Here is a 16,938-nt window from a genome sequence, read left to right on the forward strand (position 1 = left end):
GGACATCAATCTATTGCGGCAATCATGCGCGCTGATCGAGCGCAGCCTGGCGATCAACTACCGGCTGGTGCCGGCCTATCTTACGCTCGGTTTCAATTACGAGGCCATTGAAAAACTCGAGCAAAAAGAACGCGAGCGCACGAAAGGTTTTTTTGAAAAAATCGCCCTGGCCACGCCCCGCCTGCTCGATAATTTTCTTCGCGCGATCACTCTGCAAAAACCCAGGCTTCCGGAACGCTGGTATGAAAAAGCCATTGACGTGTTGACCATGGGAATTGCGATAAACGACGAACGCGTTGCGCCGTTGACGGAGGCGAATCTGGCGCTCAATCTCGCCAACAATTACTACAATCTCGGCGAGTTCGTTTATGCGAATGCCTATCACTATTATTTGATCAAATTCAAATACGACAGTTCCTTCACGAATCTCGAACAAAAGGCGATCATTTACGAACGCGCCGGGCAATGCGCGTGGGCCAGCGGCAAATCTCTCGAGGCCGCGCCGCTGCTGCAAGAAGCCGTGCGTTTGTGTCAAAGTTTGCGCGATGCCGACGGTGAGCTGCGCAATCTCAATCGCCTGGCTTTATTGTATGAGGGCCTCGGCGACTATGAATCTTCGAATGAATATTATAGCGCGGTGTTGGCGGCAGGCAGGCGTGAATCGCGCGAGCAAAACCAGGCCATCGTTCTGCGCAATCTCGCGCACAATTTTCAAAAAAACGAGGAAACGGAGGAGGCCATTCAAAAGAGCGATAGCTCTTTTAAGTTGCTTGTGAAGCGCGGTGACAGCGGCTTTCCCAGGCCCAAGAAAAGCAAATTTGAAATCAAACTCCTGGGCTTGCCAATTTTCTGGCAAACCGCGGATCAGTTCGGCGAATCCAGCGGTGAAGGCTTGACCTATGATCAGGAACAAGCGCTGATTTTCAGCATTATCGGAGAAAGTCATGAAGCACGGAAAGAGTTGAGCGAGGCCGTCACGACTTATGAAAGGAAAGTTGAAAATGCGCGAAAACGCAAAGATCATATCGCCGAGGCTATTGCGCTCAACAAGCTCGGCAATCTCTGGTACAGCCATCATCAGTTCGGCACAGCCTACGCTTATTTCGAACGCTCGTACGAGGTTTGCCAGCGCAACAATATTGCGCCGGGCAAGGTGGCCAACTTGATCAACATGGGCGCTATCGCCGTGCTGCCGCAACCCTCGCCGCGCCAGGCTGATTCGTTAAAATTGGTGATTGAGCGATTGGTGCAGAACACCCGCGCCGATATTGAAGAAATTGCGGTGAGCGAGCCAAGACAAAAGCTGGCCGTGTTCAATCTTCTGGGCGCGCTTTATTATAATGTTGCGCTGCGCCATTTTTCCGAGGCTTCGCCGGCACGACAGACTGCTGCCAGCAACGGCAAGGAGATGCCTGCGCTCAATCAAAACTTGCATACAACTTTACAAGCCTTGCAAAATCTTTCACAAGCACGGGCTGCGCTTGATACCTCCTTGACGCTGGCAATCAGCAAAAGATTGTTCGTGGAAGAAGTGATCGTGCGGCGCAACCTCGCCAGCTTGTTTATGCTGGCACACGACTATTCCCCGGCGCTCGAGCATTTGCAAATCGCGCATGAGATCAGCATTCAAAGAAATTTAGCGGAACTGACGTGGCGGGTGGAGCATGCCCTCGGCGCCCTCGCGCAAATGTGGCGTCTGCCGGCAGAACATCCGTTGGCGCAAAAAACTGCGTGGCAGTGGTATGCCAGCGCGATTGCAATTTTGGAAGGGTTGCCGATCGAGCCCGCCGGCATCGAGCAACGCCTTTCGGAAAGACAGGAACAGCGAGAACTTTATGAAAACGCCATCATCTTGCTAACCGAACAGGGAGCTCGCGATGAAGCGCTAGCGTTGAGCGAACGGCGGCGTGCAATATTGTTTGCGAATCTCAGCGCCACACGCTATCTCCTGCCCAAACTGGAATCGCATCGCATGCTCTGGGGCGGCGGCGGCGGCGAGGTGACATTCTTCCAAGACAAAATCAGCAAAGCGCGCAGCGAGCTACGCAAACTCGAATTGGAAGAGCCGCAACGCCCGAAAGAATTGACGCGTGTACGCGCCGAATTGGCAAACGCAGAGAGTCAGTATCGGCAAATCGTCGCCGACGCGCTCGAAGAAGATCCGCAACTCGCAAGCTTCTTCAGCGTGCCGCCGGTTGATTTGCCCGCGGTGCAAGCCCTGCTTGATGAAAACAGCGCCGCGCTTTGCTACTTTGTCGGTGAGCGTGAAACCGTGGTCTGGCGCATCACCGCCGAAGAAATTGTTGCAACGCGCCTGGCCATTTCGCGCCGGCAGTTGCGCGAGCGCATCATGCAATTTCGCAACAGCCTGATCGACCCGCAGATCGAAAGCGCAGCATTAGCGGCGGAACTGGGCGAATTATTACTTGGCGCGATACCTGAGTTGGACTCCTATGCGCGGCTGATCATCGTACCGGATGATTGTTTGCATTATTTGCCGTTTGGCGCTTTGCGCTATCAAGGCGAATATGCCATCGATTTGTTCGGCTTTACCAAAACGCCGAGCCTGGCCGCGCTAACCTTTGCCGAGCGCAACAAAAACTTAAACACGCAAAACCTGTTGATGCTGCAGGATGCCGCGCAACCGGAGCAGGAACGCGCAGCGCAATTTCCCACACCGCAGCCAATGCAAGTGATGCAAGGCGAGGATTGGCGTTCAGGCGTAACGCGCCAACAACTTGCGGCAGCCGGCATCGTACAGATCGATCATCAACTTCTGGCGCAACCCGAAAATCCGTTGTCGTCCAGCTTTCGCTTGCAACTCAAAAAAGGCGGAGACGCGCCGCTGGAAACCGCCTGGTTTCCCCTATATCGTTTGTTCGAGTTGGATTTGACGGCGAGCGCCGTCGTGCTACCCAATACGGCATTTGCTTACAACGCCGAACAAACCGGTGAAGAGCTGATTGCCTTGCAGCGCAGCCTGATTTACTCCGGTACGCCTTCGATCATTCACACCCAATGGCGTATCACGCCTGAAGAGCGCACGGCATTTTGTGAGGCGTTTTATAAAAATTTCAAGGATCAACCCGCCCTTGACGCGCTGAGCGCAGCGCAAGCGCATGTCCGCGAGCGCTTTCCGCAATCTTCCGCATGGGCCGCCTTTGAGTTGACAGGATACATGGGCATGACGGATGCGGAAAAAGTGCAGTTCGCGACTGCTCGATTTGATCTCACCGTCGCCAAAGGGACGAGATCACGCGAAGAAGGCCAATACCGCGACGCAATTCGTTATTATCAATCGGCGCTCACGATGGCGCAACAGCTCGGCCGGCAAGATTATGTCAAACTCATTGAGGAAAGAATTAAAGTTAGCGCGGTGGAAGGCAACAATTTTGCAGTCGCATGCGAAATCGAAGAAAAAATTTTGCAGCAGGCCCTGGCCGCAAACGACATCAGGCAAGCCTCGCGAAGCTATCGCAATCTTTCCATTTGGCGGCAGGAGCTGAAAGATTATGAAGCCGCCGCCGAAGCCGAGAAAAAAAACCTGGCATTGCTCGAACCGGCAAACAATCCGATGGCGCTGGCATCCTCGCAATTCGAGCTTGCCAAAATCGAACAGGCGCGCAGCAATTATGACGCTGCACTCGCCTGGGCGGAACAAGCCGCAGCAATCCTCCAGCAGCAAAATCAGCCTCTGGCGCGCTTGCTGGTGGAAACATTGCTCGGTAAAATTGCCATTGAGGCTGACCGTTACGGCCAAGCTTTGACATATCTGGAAGATGCTCTTGACGCATTTCAAGTCGCGCGCGCCGCAACCTCTCCGCAGGAAAAGAGCGCGCTCGCGGTTGCCCAGCAATTCACCGCCATCGCTTACACGCGCCTCTCGGCATACTTCGAAGCCATTCCCTTGCTCGAACATGCGACCGCAACGTTTACCGCCTTAAGCGACACCGCAAATCTCGCGCAAGCGACACAAGCTTTGGCGGAAACGTTCTGGCTCAACGGCGATTATCAAAATGCGTTGATACAGCAGCAACGCGCGCTGACCTTGTTCGAGGCCTTGCAGGATCGAGCGCTGGGCATTCGCGGACACACCACGCGCGGCTTAATTTTGCTCAGCTTCGGCGAGCTTGACCAAGCCCTCGATGTTCAAAAGCAAGCGCTGCAACTGGCCCTGGCCTGGGAGGAGGATAAACCGATTGAAGCACGGCGCGAGCAAGCCACCGTCTACAAGAATCTTGGCCTGGTTTACATGCAACAAAAGCAGTTTCACCAGGCGCGCGCCAGTTTCGCGCTCGCGCGCGATATCGATCAGCAGCTTAATGCCGCGCGCGGCTTGCTCTACGACCTTTACAATCTTGGCCAAGCTTACCATGCACTCAACCAAAATGGTTCAGCGCAACACTACATCAATGCAGCGGAAGCGCTGGCGCCGCAGCTAGGCGATCAGCGCATTCATGTCAAAGCGCTTTATACCGAAGGCCTCATTCTCGCCGGTCACGGCAACAAAACCCAAGCGCGCGCAGTGTTGCAGCAGGCATTGGCGAAAGCGGATGAGATCAAACAGGAAGAATTACAATGGCGTTGCTTGTGGCAGCTCGCCAAGCTCGCGCAGCAAGCCAACGATTTGTCCGCGGCGTTGGATTTTTATCAGCGGGCAATGGCAGGCATCGAGCGCCAGAGCGCACGAATCAAAGTCGAAGAGTATCGCAGCGGCTTCATCGACAACAAGACGGATATTTATGAAGAAGCGGTTTTGCTGTTGTTGTTGATGAAGCGCGAGTCCGAAGCGCTGCAATTTGCCGAGCGCGCCAAATCACGCAGCTTTGCTGATTTGCTCGCAAGCGGCAATATCGATTGGCACGCGGGCGCGGATCGCGAACCGCTGGCGCGGCAAAAACGTTTGCGGGATCAGATCAGCTTTGCGCAGGGCAAAATCTCCGCATTGCAACAGAAACCCTCTCTCGATGAAAGCGATCGCTTTGCTATAAATGCGCTACAAGACTCGCTTGCGCGATTGCAAACCGCTTATGTCAATTTGTTGGCTGAAATGAAAGCCGCCCGCCCGGAGCTGGCAGATTTGGTAAATGTTGAGCCGCTTCCGGTAACGGAGTTGCAAGCGCTTTTGCCCGACAGTGTGGCCCTGGTTGAATACTTTTTCGCGAAAAATTTTTTGGTGACGTGGGTGGCGGATCGCCGGCACGTGCGCGCGGTTACGACTCCGCTAGAGCGTACAACCTTGAGCGATCTTATTTTGCAATTCCGCAAAGCCATCGCGAAACGCGCTTCCGTTGAAGATCTTGGCCGGCGCTTGTACGATCACCTGATCGCGCCGATTGCACCGATGGTGCAGAGCGCCGGGCAACTCGCCATCGTGCCGCATGGCGTGCTGCATTATCTTCCCTTTGCCGCATTGCAAAAACCGGATAGTACATATCTCATCGACGACCACGCTTTGGCGCTGGCGCCGAGCGCAACGGTGTTGGGTTTCTGCTATCGCAAAGGTCAAACCATTCTAGACGAGGCGCGTGAGGATTTGCGCATCTTGGCGCTCGGCAATCCGGATGTCGGCAATCCGCGCTATGATCTGCCGTTTGCCGAGAAGGAAATCGAAAGCCTGCAATTCACCTTCGGTGACATCGAAAGTTATACGCGGCGCGACGCTACAGAAAAATCTTTGACTGCGGGCGCGAGTCGCGCGAACCTGCTTCACCTCTCCTGTCACGGTGTTTATGACGAGCGCAATCCGTTGTTCTCCGCGTTGCTGTTGGCGCCGGATTCCAGCGATAACACCGGCCGCCTCGAGGCGCATGAGATTTTCAGGCTCAAGCTGAATACCTATCTTGTCATGCTTTCGGCGTGTGAAACCGGACTCGCCAAAGTCACCGGCGGCGATGAGGTGATCGGCCTGAGCCGCAGTTTCATTTTTGCAGGCACGCCCGCGCTCATCGCGAGTCTCTGGACGGTTGATGATTTGGCCACCGCCATCACCGTCAAAAGGTTTTATCGCTATCTCAAAGCTGGCGCCAGCAAAGCGGAAGCGCTGCGCGAGGCCCAGCGTTTCGTGCGCGATAATCACAATCGTCATCCCGCATATTGGGCGAGTTTCGGGTTGACCGGGGATTGGAGATGAAGTACGGTTGCCTTGAGAATCACATTCATTTTTGTTTGTCATTCTGAAAGAATCTTGTGAAGTACACGCCGCCGCACTAGAGCTTAACGAGTTCTGCCGGGGCAGATTTGACAAGTGGAAAACTATTGGACGTCAAAGTAACAACAAACTGCAATAGCAAACCTTCCCGGCTTATTGCAGAACACCGTGCGCCGTGACCTCATGAGCGTGCTTGCTTTTCTGTAAGAGATTCTTTATCGTAGCTGCTGCTTAAAAGCGTATTAGATGATTATCATTCCAAAGGGCAAACCATGACCAAGAAGAATCATTTCTCCTTCGTTTTTCTCTTTTTGTTGATAACCGTGTGCATGGCACTGGCCGCCAAGCCCTGGGGCGCGAAGCGCAAACTCGATGAAGCGCAAAAAGGCTTGTTCACGCTGGTCGAGGGCGATGTCAAGAAAAAGCAACTGCAGGATCTCGACTGGATACGTGCGCAACTCAAAACCAACGTTTACACCGGCGACAAAGTGAGAACCCTGCTCAAGTCGCGTGCGGAAATGCAGCTTGCCGAGATCGATCTCATTCGTCTCGCGCCGAAAACCACGATCGACATCGTCAAACTTTATGAAGAAACCAAAGAGAAGAAGTTGGAGACCAAGATCAAACTCGAACAGGGCGATATTTGGGGCAAAGTCAAATCCGTGGACGCCAACTCAACTTTCGACGTTTCTTCGGATTTTGCCGGCGCTGCAATTACCGGCACCGTGTTTCGGTTGAATCACGATTCCACCAAACAGGAAACACAACTCAAAGTCTACACCGGCGAAGTTAAAATCAGCAATGCGCCGGAAAAAATGGACACACTCACGCCGCAGACGATTGGCGGCAGCCAGAGACGCCAAATCGAAGGCCCGCGCCAGGTTCCCGGCCCAACGCAAATCTCGCTCGATCAATGGGTGTATCTCGTGCGCAACATGCAACAAATCACCATCGGCGCCAACGGCAAAGTCAAATCAACCGGCTCGTTCAAAGCCAATGATCGCGACGAACAAACCGATTGGGTGAAATGGAATCTTGCGCGTGATCGTCAAAGCGGAAATCGTTAGTGAAGCGGTTTGCAAAAATTGTGCTGTTCAGCTTGCTGGGTTTTGCCGCAGTCGTTCTTGCGCTGACGCTTTATCTTAGAATAAAATATCCTGCCGAGTGGTTAAAAGCGCTGCTGATCAGTACGCTCGCCAACGATTACGGCCTCACCGTAAGCATCGACCGTTTGCATTTCAACCTGTTCTCGGGATTTGAAATGGAGGGCATCACCATTCCGGAGGTGACAGCCGGCGGCATCGTGCCTGTGCGTGAACGCGCGCCGGTGAGTATCGAAAAAATCACATTTGCGTATCGCTTTTCCTCGTTATTCAAACGCAACCTCGTGATTGACAAGCTGGCGATTACCAATCCCGTCATTGCTTACTGGCAAGCGCCGGACAGCACAACCAATCTTGACGCCCTCATCCGCGCCTTCAATGATTCAAGCGCCGCGGAATCCGATACTGCAATTACCCTTCTGCCCGTCGATATCAATCTCTCGTCACTTGCTGTCACTGGCATTCAAATCAAAGCAAGGATTGCCTCTGACACCGTAACGCAGCAATTTGCCGCCGGTCCGCTTGATCTTGCGATTCACTCGGCGCGATTTGATCATTGGAATAATCTGAGCGCTGAGATTGATTTGCTCGGCCGGAATACAGCAATCGCTTATTCTTTGCATCCCGAAAATTCTTCGTGCAACTTTGATTTCGCCGCCGAGATGCAAACGCAAATTCATTGCCGGGCCGTGAATCAAGATTCGCTCGCCCTCCGCGGGGAAATGACTCTCGCCCCCAAGTCGATTCGCTGGCAGAATCGCCCGGATTTTTCTTTGCCGCCCATAAATCTGCGCACGGAAGCGGGCGTCAATCTCGCGTTGATGCGCCTCGACATGCCGACTCTCCGATTGGCTTTTGCCGGCGAGGAACAATTGGCAGCCCGAATCAACATCAGCCAAAATGAAAAACTCGCAACATTTGATGTGCGCGTTGATCGCGGGCAAATTGATCTTGATCAATTCATGCAAATCATTCAGCCGCGAGAGGGCTTGTGGTTGATTCCAGCCCTTGCAGACATTGCCCTCTCGGGACACCTTGAGTTTTCCGGAAGTGAATTTCGAGGCAATCTCGAAAACATGCATTACAACCTCGCGCTGGTTGGTAAAGATCTATCTTATCGAGATGCTGAGACAGGTTTTTCGTTTGAGCAAGGACGCGTGCGGCTCAATTATGCAACGGCTAGCGATACTAACGAAACCATCTTGTCAACTCAACTAGCCCTTGCCTCCTGCAATCTTCCCATCGATTCTACACGACTACTGGCCATCGGCCCGCTCGACTTGCAGGTCGAGGCCGCACTCGCCGCCGATTTTTTGCCGCATCACGGCCAATTCACCTTCGTGATACAAAATTTTTCCGACGGCATAATTCGCGGGCAAGCGCGAATTCAATCAAACACAACCAAGACAAATAGCAAAGTCACACCAGCGAATGTGGCTGTTCATGCCGCGCTGCAGGCCGAGAGCATCGAACTTTCTCCCTTCACTGCAGACAGTGTGCGAGGCAAAATCAGCGGCGAATTGCTGTTAACCGGCAAAAACCTGAATGAGATTGGCTGCACATTAAATCTGAATAATGCGCCGCTCAATTATCTCACCATCGACGACGAAGGCGATATTCCGCCTTATCATCTCAAAACAACGGCAGCGATTGCTTTGCATCCTGATCTTACAAAAATCAAAATTACTGACGGCAATATACAAACTGAACCGGGCAGTTTAAGGTTTAACGGCGAGTACGATCTATCCGCATCCGCCTATCGCTTTGAATTTTTCGATGGCATGATCAGTTTAGATGAGATTGTCGGCATGCTGCCGCATCATCTCTTAGGAGATTCGCTGTCACCAGCGCCGCGCATTGTAGGCCGGGCCGCATTCAAAGGCTGGCTTGCGGGCAAAACGATTATGCCAGACAGCTCGGATTACAATGGTGAATTTTTTGTTGAATCCGGGCAAGCCGTCTATGAGGATAGCGCGCTCGGCCTTTATTTAGATGATTTACAAATTAGCAGCAGATGGTCGATTACGCCGGCGGCGACGCAGGGCGAATTTACGGCCAAGAGCCGCGCGCCGAAAATGCCGGATTACTTGCGAGAACCCTTGCCGCAAACCATTGCCTCCGGCAGCATCATTATTGGCGAAGACTATTTTGCATTGACTAAAGGCAGGTTCGAAATGCACCGCTGGGGAGTGACGGGCGCATACATCAGCCGCGGAAGCTTTCTGGCCAACGGCTTGCAAGTAAAAACCGACCTCGACCTCGACATGAATGCGCCAACAGCGATTTCTCCCAACGCCGGCCTGTCATTGCTGGGATCAATCAAAGCCACATTCGAGATCGATCAGTTCCTGCCGGATGATCCTTTCGCGCGCCAGCCCGCGGCAGTGAAAGGCACATTACAAGCGCGTGATCTCGACATTGCAGTCGACACGCTGATGACGATAAAACATCTCAACGCCGATTTGAAATACGAGCAGCATTATGAAGCGCAGCTTATCGGCAAAGAAACCCAAATCGTTCTCAAACCGCATTTGACTGAGGAAACGCCGGCTTTGGCGAACGCGGGCGAGTTGCTGTTGCTGGAGGATATTTTTCGTAAAGCGCCGCGCGCCGCGCCGGCAAATGGCGTCCCCTCGCAACTGTCCATCGCGCGGCTCGAGGTGATGGGTTATCAGCTCGACGATATTGAAGCCGATTTGCGCCTGGGCAACTCGCGTTTAGATATTCCGCAACTGCGCATGAAATTTCTGGACGGCAACATGATCGGCAATATATTGGTGGGATTGGGCGGCGGTTCTCCGGATCAACTCAGTTATTCCACGGCCATGCAAATTTCTTCGATCGACATTTCGCGGTTGCAGCCATTGGCGAAACGATTCGACAAAGGCTCCCGCATGTCCGCGGATTTTTATCTCAACGGCAGGGGATTCACCTCCGAACAACTGATCAGCGATTTGACCGGCAAATTGAATATCACAAAAATGGAAAAGAAGGTCGCCTCCAATCTGCTACAAGCGCTCGACCCCAAAGGCACAGATCGCGGTATTCAGAACATGCGGCTCCTGCTCAAGGCCAAATGGAATGTGCGGTCGATGAGTTTCGAGATCAAAAACGGCTTCATTTACGCCGCGCTCGAACCCATCAAACCGTGGTTTTCGCCCTTCACCCTGCCTTCCCCCATTGATTTCGCGCGCCTGCCCTTGCGTTATTTCCTTCAAACACCTGCAACAAAATAGCATCACTCTCTGTTTCGCGGCCTCATACCCGCTACGCATTCTGCAAAACCTGCATGTAATTAACGGATTGCAAAGAACGCAAGGAACGGATTTTGATGCCCGAACAATCACCGACACTTTCTGAATCCCCTCACGAGATCTCTCCTTCACGCAACACTTCTCATCGCCAACTCAAGATCATCACCGTGGCCGGCGGCAAGGGCGGGGTCGGCAAAACGATCGTGAGCACGAGCCTGGCTCTGGCATTGATTCAATCGCGCGCCAGCGTCGTGTTGGTTGACGCCGATCTCGGCGGGGCAAACCTGCACACGTTGATGGGGATTGATCATCCGGAAAAGACGTTGCACGATTTCATCTCGCGGCGCGTTAAAAGCCTGGTCGAAATCCTGCTCCCCTCTCCGATTGGCGGCGTCCAACTGATTTGCGGCGCTGCGGGCACCACGGGATTCGCGAATATCGACTATAACGAAAAACTCAAAATCATCCGGCATTTGCGCCAACTCACCACGGATTTCGTGATTGTCGATATTGGCGCCGGATCGTCATTTAATGAGGTCGATTTATTCAATGCCGGCGACATTCAAATCGTGGTTGCGAATCCGGAACCGACCTCGATGCAAGAATGTTACAATTTCCTCAAAGTTGCCGTATTTCGTTTGTTGCACCGCACATTTCACGATACCCCTAAAGTTTTGGAGTTGTTAAAACGCTCGCAAGATCCCACACATGTGCATGATCATCGCCTGCTCACCGAAATCGGAAAACAGGTTCGCGCCCTCGATGTACGGGAGGCCGTGCGATTTTTTCGCGTCATCAACGCGCTCTCACCCAAGCTGATTTTGAATCGTGTGCACGATTTTCGGGAAATCCGGGAGGGGTTATCGTTACAAATCGCAACGCAAGATTTGTTGCGCCTGCGTCTTGAGGTTTGGGGCTATTTGAGCTATGAGGCGCGCCTGCAAAATGCCTTGCGCGCAAAGCGTCCGGAGGATATTTTGCCGGCAGACTCTGAGAATTACCTTCGCCTGGTCAAAATGGTACAGCGCCATCTTCTGGCAGCAAATGTCCGGTATGAATCTCTTGGCGCCCGCACCATTGTTCCATTGCTCGATCTTCACCAGCGCGAAACCAGTGAGGTCAGAATCTGCTCCGTGCAATGCCCGCTGTGGGGAAATTGCGAGCTTGAGGAAGGGGGCCTGCCTTGCCGCATGCAGGAATCGGTTTATCAGAATAGAATTGGAGAAATGAGCCGATCGTCCGTGAGAGACTTTTTCGACGAATAATAATCCCTCCCGCTAAAACAACAGGCAATGATCTCGCTCGATTGTAACGCTACATACGATCATTAATAAAACTTTGGATAAGTGCGCGGGTCGGCCTCGTGCATCAAATCATAAACGATTCTAAAAATTGTTTCGACATTCGGCTTGGACCAATAATCGCCATCCGAGCCGTAGGCCGGACGATGCGGCGCCCCGGTTAGTGTGCGCGGCGGGGAATCCAGCCAGCGGTAGCCATTCTGCTTTTCAAGCACTTCTTGCATCATATAAGCCGTGGCGCCGCCCGGCACATCTTCATCTACAAACACAATGCGATTCGTTTTTTTGAGTGAATTGGCAATGACGCCCGGAAGATCAAACGGCAAGAGTGTCTGCACATCAATCACCTCAGCGTCAATGTTCATGTTGTGCAAAATCTCAGCGGCTTCCAGCACGAGGCGGCAGCAAGCGCCGTAGGTCACAACGGTAACATCCGCTCCTGCTCGAATGATTTCTGGGACACCCAGCGGAATCGTGAACTCTCCGATATTGTCCGGCAAGCGTTCCTTCATCCGATAACCATTCAGCACTTCGACAACGATTGCCGGATCGTCTGCTTGCAACAAAGTATTATAAAAACCGGCTGCTTGTGTCATGTTTCTCGGAACCAGCACGTGCATGCCACGCACCAGATGAATCGTACCGGCCATCGGCGAGCCGGCATGCCAAACACCTTCCAGGCGATGGCCGCGCGTACGCACGATCACCGGCGCTTTCTGCCCGCCTTTGGTGCGCCAAAGTAGGGTGGCAAGATCATCCGACAAAATTTGCAGCGCATAGAGCAGATAATCGAGGTATTGAATTTCGGCTATCGGGCGCAAGCCGCGCAGCGCAAGGCCAATAGCTTGCCCGATGATCGTACATTCGCGAATACCGGTATCGGAAACGCGCAATTCACCAAACTTTTCCTGCAAGCCTTTGAAGCCTTGATTGACATCGCCCAGCCGGCCGACATCTTCTCCGAATGCAATGATGCGGGCATCGCGCGCCAGCGCGGCTGCAAAGCAAGCATTCAAAATTTCAAAACCATTTACCAAAGGGGAAGTTTTAGAATAGATTGGTTTGATCTCTTTGACCAGCAACGCAGAGCTAGCAGAGGGATTATAGAGATGAGAGCCGTAACGTTCGCGATTGTTTTCATCCTGCCGTTTCTCCCACGCCAACAGCGCCTGCCTGGCAGCTCCAGCCTCCTCACGCGTCACGCGCAGGACTTTCCAAATTGTTGTGAACAAGTCGCGCCGCAACGGATAAGGAATAGCCAGCAAGGTAGCCTTGTACTTGAGCAATTCTTGTTTATGCCGGGACTCGTTTGCCAAATCATCGAGCAGCCGGGCAACTTCTTGGCGTTCCGCCAGGATGGGCGCGAGGTAAGCCTGCCACGCTTGATCTCGAATGCCGATGACGAGCTTTTGATCTTCCTCTTCAAACTGATCAAGCTGTTTCCTCGTCGCGATGCCTTCGACAATCATCCATTCACGCATTTTTTTTAGGCAATCGAATTCCTGCTCCCACGCGAGCCGCGCTTTCGATTTGTAGCGTTCGTGGCTGCCGGAAGTGGAATGGCCCTGGGGCTGTGTAATTTCGGTGACGTGAATGATGGCCGGGACATGCTCGTTGCGAACGAGTGTCGCAGCCTTTTGATAAACTTTTATGAGATCCGCGTAGTCCCAACCCTTCACGGTATAAAGTTCAAAACCTTTATCCGGAGAGCCGCGCCGGGCAGATCGTTGAAATCCTTTGAGCAATTCCGAGAGATTGCCTTTGGTGATTTGATATTCATTGTGAACGGAAATGCCATATTCATCATCCCAAATTGAGATGATCGCCGGAGCTTGCAAAACACCAATCGCGTTGAGCGACTCCCAAAACATGCCTTCGGCACAGGTGGCATTGCCGATAGTGCCGAAGGCAATCTCATTACCGTTGTTGGAAAACTGGGTCAACGATTTCAATTCACTCAACTCACGATACAACCGCGAGGCATAGGCGAGCCCGACGAGTCGCGGCATTTGTGATCCGGTTGGCGAAACGTCAGCGGAGGTATTGTACCTCTCGGCCAAATTTTTCCAACTACCATCAGGATGCAGGCTGCGCGTGGCAAAATGCGCATTCATGGCCCGCCCCGCGCTGTTGGGTTCAGCCTCCACCTCGGCATGCGCGTACAATTGCGCAAAATACTCCTGGATGCTGCACATGCCGGTGGCAAACATGAACGTTTGATCGCGATAATAACCCGAACGGAAATCGCCTTTTTGAAAAGCCCGCGCCATCGCAAGTTGCGCGACTTCCTTGCCGTCGCCAAATATTCCGAATTTGGCTCTGCCGCCCATCACTTCTTTGCGGCTAACAAGACTCACCTGCCGGCTTTGGCAGGCAATACGATAATCTTTTATAATTTCTTCTGCAGTAAGGCCGAGGGACGAACGTTTGCTAATCTTGCTCTTTCCGTTCTTCGTAGCGATCATGCGCGCCATTCCTGAATTTGGAATTCGTGATGCGAGTATTGTTTTGTCGGATTGAGATTGCTCAAAAATGAGAATAAAAGTAGGGAATGACTCGTTGAATGTCAAATCGAAAGTCAAGGCAGGAAAAGCAGCGCTCAGCAGAATACAACAAAAAATTGCGGCAACACACTTCACGAGGATTGAGAGGCGCCGGTTTGTGTGAAACGCGCGAGTCGAAATGGGCTGAGATCAAATTCTGTGCGTCCGGTGGTCAGGAGATCGGCAAGAATCTCGCCGAGCGCGCTGGAGAATTTGAACCCGTGCCCCGAGCAGGGGCTGGCAAGCAACACTTGCGGATGGCGCGGATGATGATCTATGAGAAAATGTGAATCCGGCGTGTTGGTATACATGCAAACCGTGGCGTTAAGCAAGTCGCCTTCAGCCTCCGGCATGAATTGATGTAGAATCGTGCGCAATCCGCTGGCTTCTTGAGGATCGACTTCGCGCTTGATTCTAACGGGATCGGTGAGCACGCCTTCGTGATGAATTGCTAATTTGATGCCCTCCCCCAAATCCGGGAATCCATAAAAAATATGATCGGGTTCATATTCCCACAAAAAAATCGGAAAGTGTTTTGGCAGAAAGTGCGAAGGATTCGACTTGGGTTTAAACCAAAAAAGCGCTTGTCGCGCACACACAAGCGGCAAGTGCAAATCCGGCACGAGTTGAGTAAACCATGCACCGGCGGTAATCAACAAACGGCTGGCAACATATTGATTCTTTGCCGTTGTTACTTCTACGCCGCTGCCGTTTATGCGCCAAGACCGCGCAGGTTCTTCAAACCGTAAGGTCGCGCCCAAAGCGCGCGCCGAGGCGAGATGCGCAGCAATACATTTTTCCGGAAACAAAATACCGGCGCGCGGCTCCCAAACCGCGATCATTTCATCTGAAGGGTGAAATGCCGGAAAGCGGCGGCGAAGTGCTTGGGCGGAAAGCATCTCATGTGGGAGATGATGGGTTGCAGCGCTGGCACGCGCGCCTCTGACCAGCACGCCCTCGGCGTGGCCAATCATTGCACCGCCAGTTGATAAAATTAATTGTTGCCCTGTCGTGTGCTCAAGCTCGGCCCAATTCTCATAGGCTTTTTGCACAAGCGGCACGTAAAGCGGATGCTCGAAATAGGCCTCGCGAATAATGCGCGTTTGCCCATGCGAGGAGCCCAAGTTATGCGGCGGCGTGAAGCGGTCCAGCCCGAGCACACGTTGTCCGCGGCGCGCGAGATGATAAGCGGCGGCGCTGCCCATGGCACCCAGGCCAAGGAGGATGGCGTCATAGATCATATCATTTTCATGCTGGCAAAACGATGCGTACACATGCTTGCATTCAGAAACCCAAGAACAAATACCCTCTTAGACTATTCCGACCCGTGCTGGTATCGAATCGCGACGCCCATCAACAGCGGCGCGAAATAGCCTTCGATTTCATGATTCTCGTTGCCAATATTGATAACGTCCGCCACCAAATCGCCGCGTTCGCGATTCTTGTGATACTTTTTGATGAAGATAACCGCATCTGCTCCTATTTTACCCGCTTCTTCTTTCATTCGTGCCAACAGGGAATCGGTGGTTGAGTATTTCTCGCCGACGACTTCGAGAAAAGCAATTTGCTCATATTTTCGTTCCGGTTGAGTTTCGCCAAAATAAACCTCGATCAAACCGGGATTGGGCGCGAAATCAGCGCTTTGAATTTTGGTGACCTCGGTTTGAATATCATAACCATAGTAACAGCCGTGGCATAATACGGCAGCCCAAACCGAAATCCAAGCATAGAATTTCATATAGTTCTCCGCAAACAATTGTTTCGTATTATTAATTTGGTCAAATCAAGCAACAGCTTGACAATTTATTCCGCCAACCAATACCTGCTCTGCCAGTTCATTTTCGTTGGCAAGCTTTTACAAAATTAGCGCCAAGCGCCTACTGTGATTGGACCAGAGGCTTAACGGCAGGAATTTCTTAGGTTTCGTGCAGAGCTGACGGTTGAGCCAATCAAGCAGATGTGGTATGAAATTTACACGTGGTGAGTAGAGAATACACAAGCAAGCAGGCTGCATGGGAGAATGCGATAATCTAGATCGCGGACAGTTTTGGCTGCCGTTTAACAAGCGCGGCGGCCAATTTGTTTGGGGAATGAGATCGGCGTATTCAGCGAAAGAATTATCGGTGGGAGTCAAAACGAAATGAGCATTGGTCTCTTTGAGGCTAAATCTATGCACACAAAAGAAAACTCAATGTCATTTCACCCAGCATTTATAAGAGTTTTGTGACAGTTAAAAATATCCAACTCGATCCCAACAGATAAATGCGCCCCGACGGAAGGCTTTGCCACTACATTTCACTATCAACTCGTAACATTGCTGTTAAGGCTTTTCGTTGCGACTTGTTGGGATCGGGAAATTCTGCGCGTGCTTTTGAATAAAACGCCGGCGCCAATGGCAATGAGAAGTATAGGCCAGTAGCGTTCCAAATCATAGAACGGAAAGTAGAGCACGCCGTAATAATCCAACAAAGCGCCGCCGCCCAACACCAAAAAGGCGGCGGAGGGGATAAGCAATCCCCAATCAGAAGGCTTGAAGAAAAATTTTCCCAGATAGCCCACGCCGATCGCAACAATCACGATTTCCCA

At 52.3% G+C, this 16,938-nt stretch carries 8 protein-coding genes; 4 read left to right on the top strand and 4 right to left on the bottom strand.

Going from position 1 to position 16,938, the window contains the following annotated elements:
• The 4 genes from FBQ85_12760 to FBQ85_12775 all read left to right on the top strand — a co-directional run.
• Positions 1-6,133 (top strand): CHAT domain-containing protein (locus tag FBQ85_12760; protein MDL1876024.1); only part of this gene is annotated, 6,133 nt, incomplete at its 5' end.
• Between the two features lie 290 nt (positions 6,134-6,423).
• A complete protein-coding gene (locus tag FBQ85_12765; protein MDL1876025.1) occupies positions 6,424-7,218 on the top strand; it encodes a FecR domain-containing protein in 795 nt (264 codons plus the stop codon).
• Positions 7,218-10,490 (top strand): hypothetical protein, encoded by a 3,273-nt coding sequence (locus tag FBQ85_12770; GenBank protein ID MDL1876026.1) that lies wholly within the window; start codon positions 7,218-7,220, stop codon positions 10,488-10,490. The genes FBQ85_12765 and FBQ85_12770 overlap by 1 nt, the downstream gene beginning before the upstream one ends.
• A 95-nt stretch (positions 10,491-10,585) precedes the next feature.
• Complete coding sequence (locus FBQ85_12775; protein ID MDL1876027.1) at positions 10,586-11,773, top strand: MinD/ParA family protein; 1,188 nt, start codon at positions 10,586-10,588, stop codon at positions 11,771-11,773.
• Between the two features lie 62 nt (positions 11,774-11,835).
• Here the strand turns inward: FBQ85_12775 and FBQ85_12780 are convergent, their stop codons facing one another.
• The 4 genes from FBQ85_12780 to FBQ85_12795 all read right to left on the bottom strand — a co-directional run bounded on the left by FBQ85_12780 (position 11,836) and on the right by FBQ85_12795 (position 16,929).
• Complete coding sequence (locus FBQ85_12780; protein MDL1876028.1) at positions 11,836-14,283, bottom strand: transketolase; 2,448 nt, start codon at positions 14,281-14,283, stop codon at positions 11,836-11,838.
• A gap of 161 nt (positions 14,284-14,444) precedes the next feature.
• Entirely contained in the window at positions 14,445-15,593 is a 1,149-nt protein-coding gene (solA, locus tag FBQ85_12785) for an N-methyl-L-tryptophan oxidase (protein MDL1876029.1), read from the bottom strand.
• 74 nt (positions 15,594-15,667) lie between these two features.
• Positions 15,668-16,090 (bottom strand): hypothetical protein, encoded by a 423-nt coding sequence (locus tag FBQ85_12790; GenBank protein MDL1876030.1) that lies wholly within the window; start codon positions 16,088-16,090, stop codon positions 15,668-15,670.
• Positions 16,091-16,653: 563 nt separating this feature from the next.
• Positions 16,654-16,929, bottom strand: coding sequence for a hypothetical protein (locus FBQ85_12795; GenBank protein ID MDL1876031.1), 276 nt, complete (start codon positions 16,927-16,929; stop codon positions 16,654-16,656).
• Between the last annotated feature and the right edge of the window lie 9 nt (positions 16,930-16,938).

The sequence above is a fragment of the Cytophagia bacterium CHB2 genome (assembly GCA_030263535.1).
Lineage (GTDB): Bacteria > Zhuqueibacterota > Zhuqueibacteria > Zhuqueibacterales > Zhuqueibacteraceae > Coneutiohabitans.

Coding starts and splice junctions, on each gene's coding strand:
- FBQ85_12765 (MDL1876025.1), top strand. CDS start 6,424: ATGACCAAGAAGAATCATTTCTCCTTCGTTTTTCTCTTTTTGTTGATA.
- FBQ85_12775 (MDL1876027.1), top strand. CDS start 10,586: ATGCCCGAACAATCACCGACACTTTCTGAATCCCCTCACGAGATCTCT.
- FBQ85_12780 (MDL1876028.1), bottom strand. CDS start 14,283: ATGGCGCGCATGATCGCTACGAAGAACGGAAAGAGCAAGATTAGCAAA.
- solA (MDL1876029.1), bottom strand. CDS start 15,593: ATGATCTATGACGCCATCCTCCTTGGCCTGGGTGCCATGGGCAGCGCC.
- FBQ85_12790 (MDL1876030.1), bottom strand. CDS start 16,090: ATGAAATTCTATGCTTGGATTTCGGTTTGGGCTGCCGTATTATGCCAC.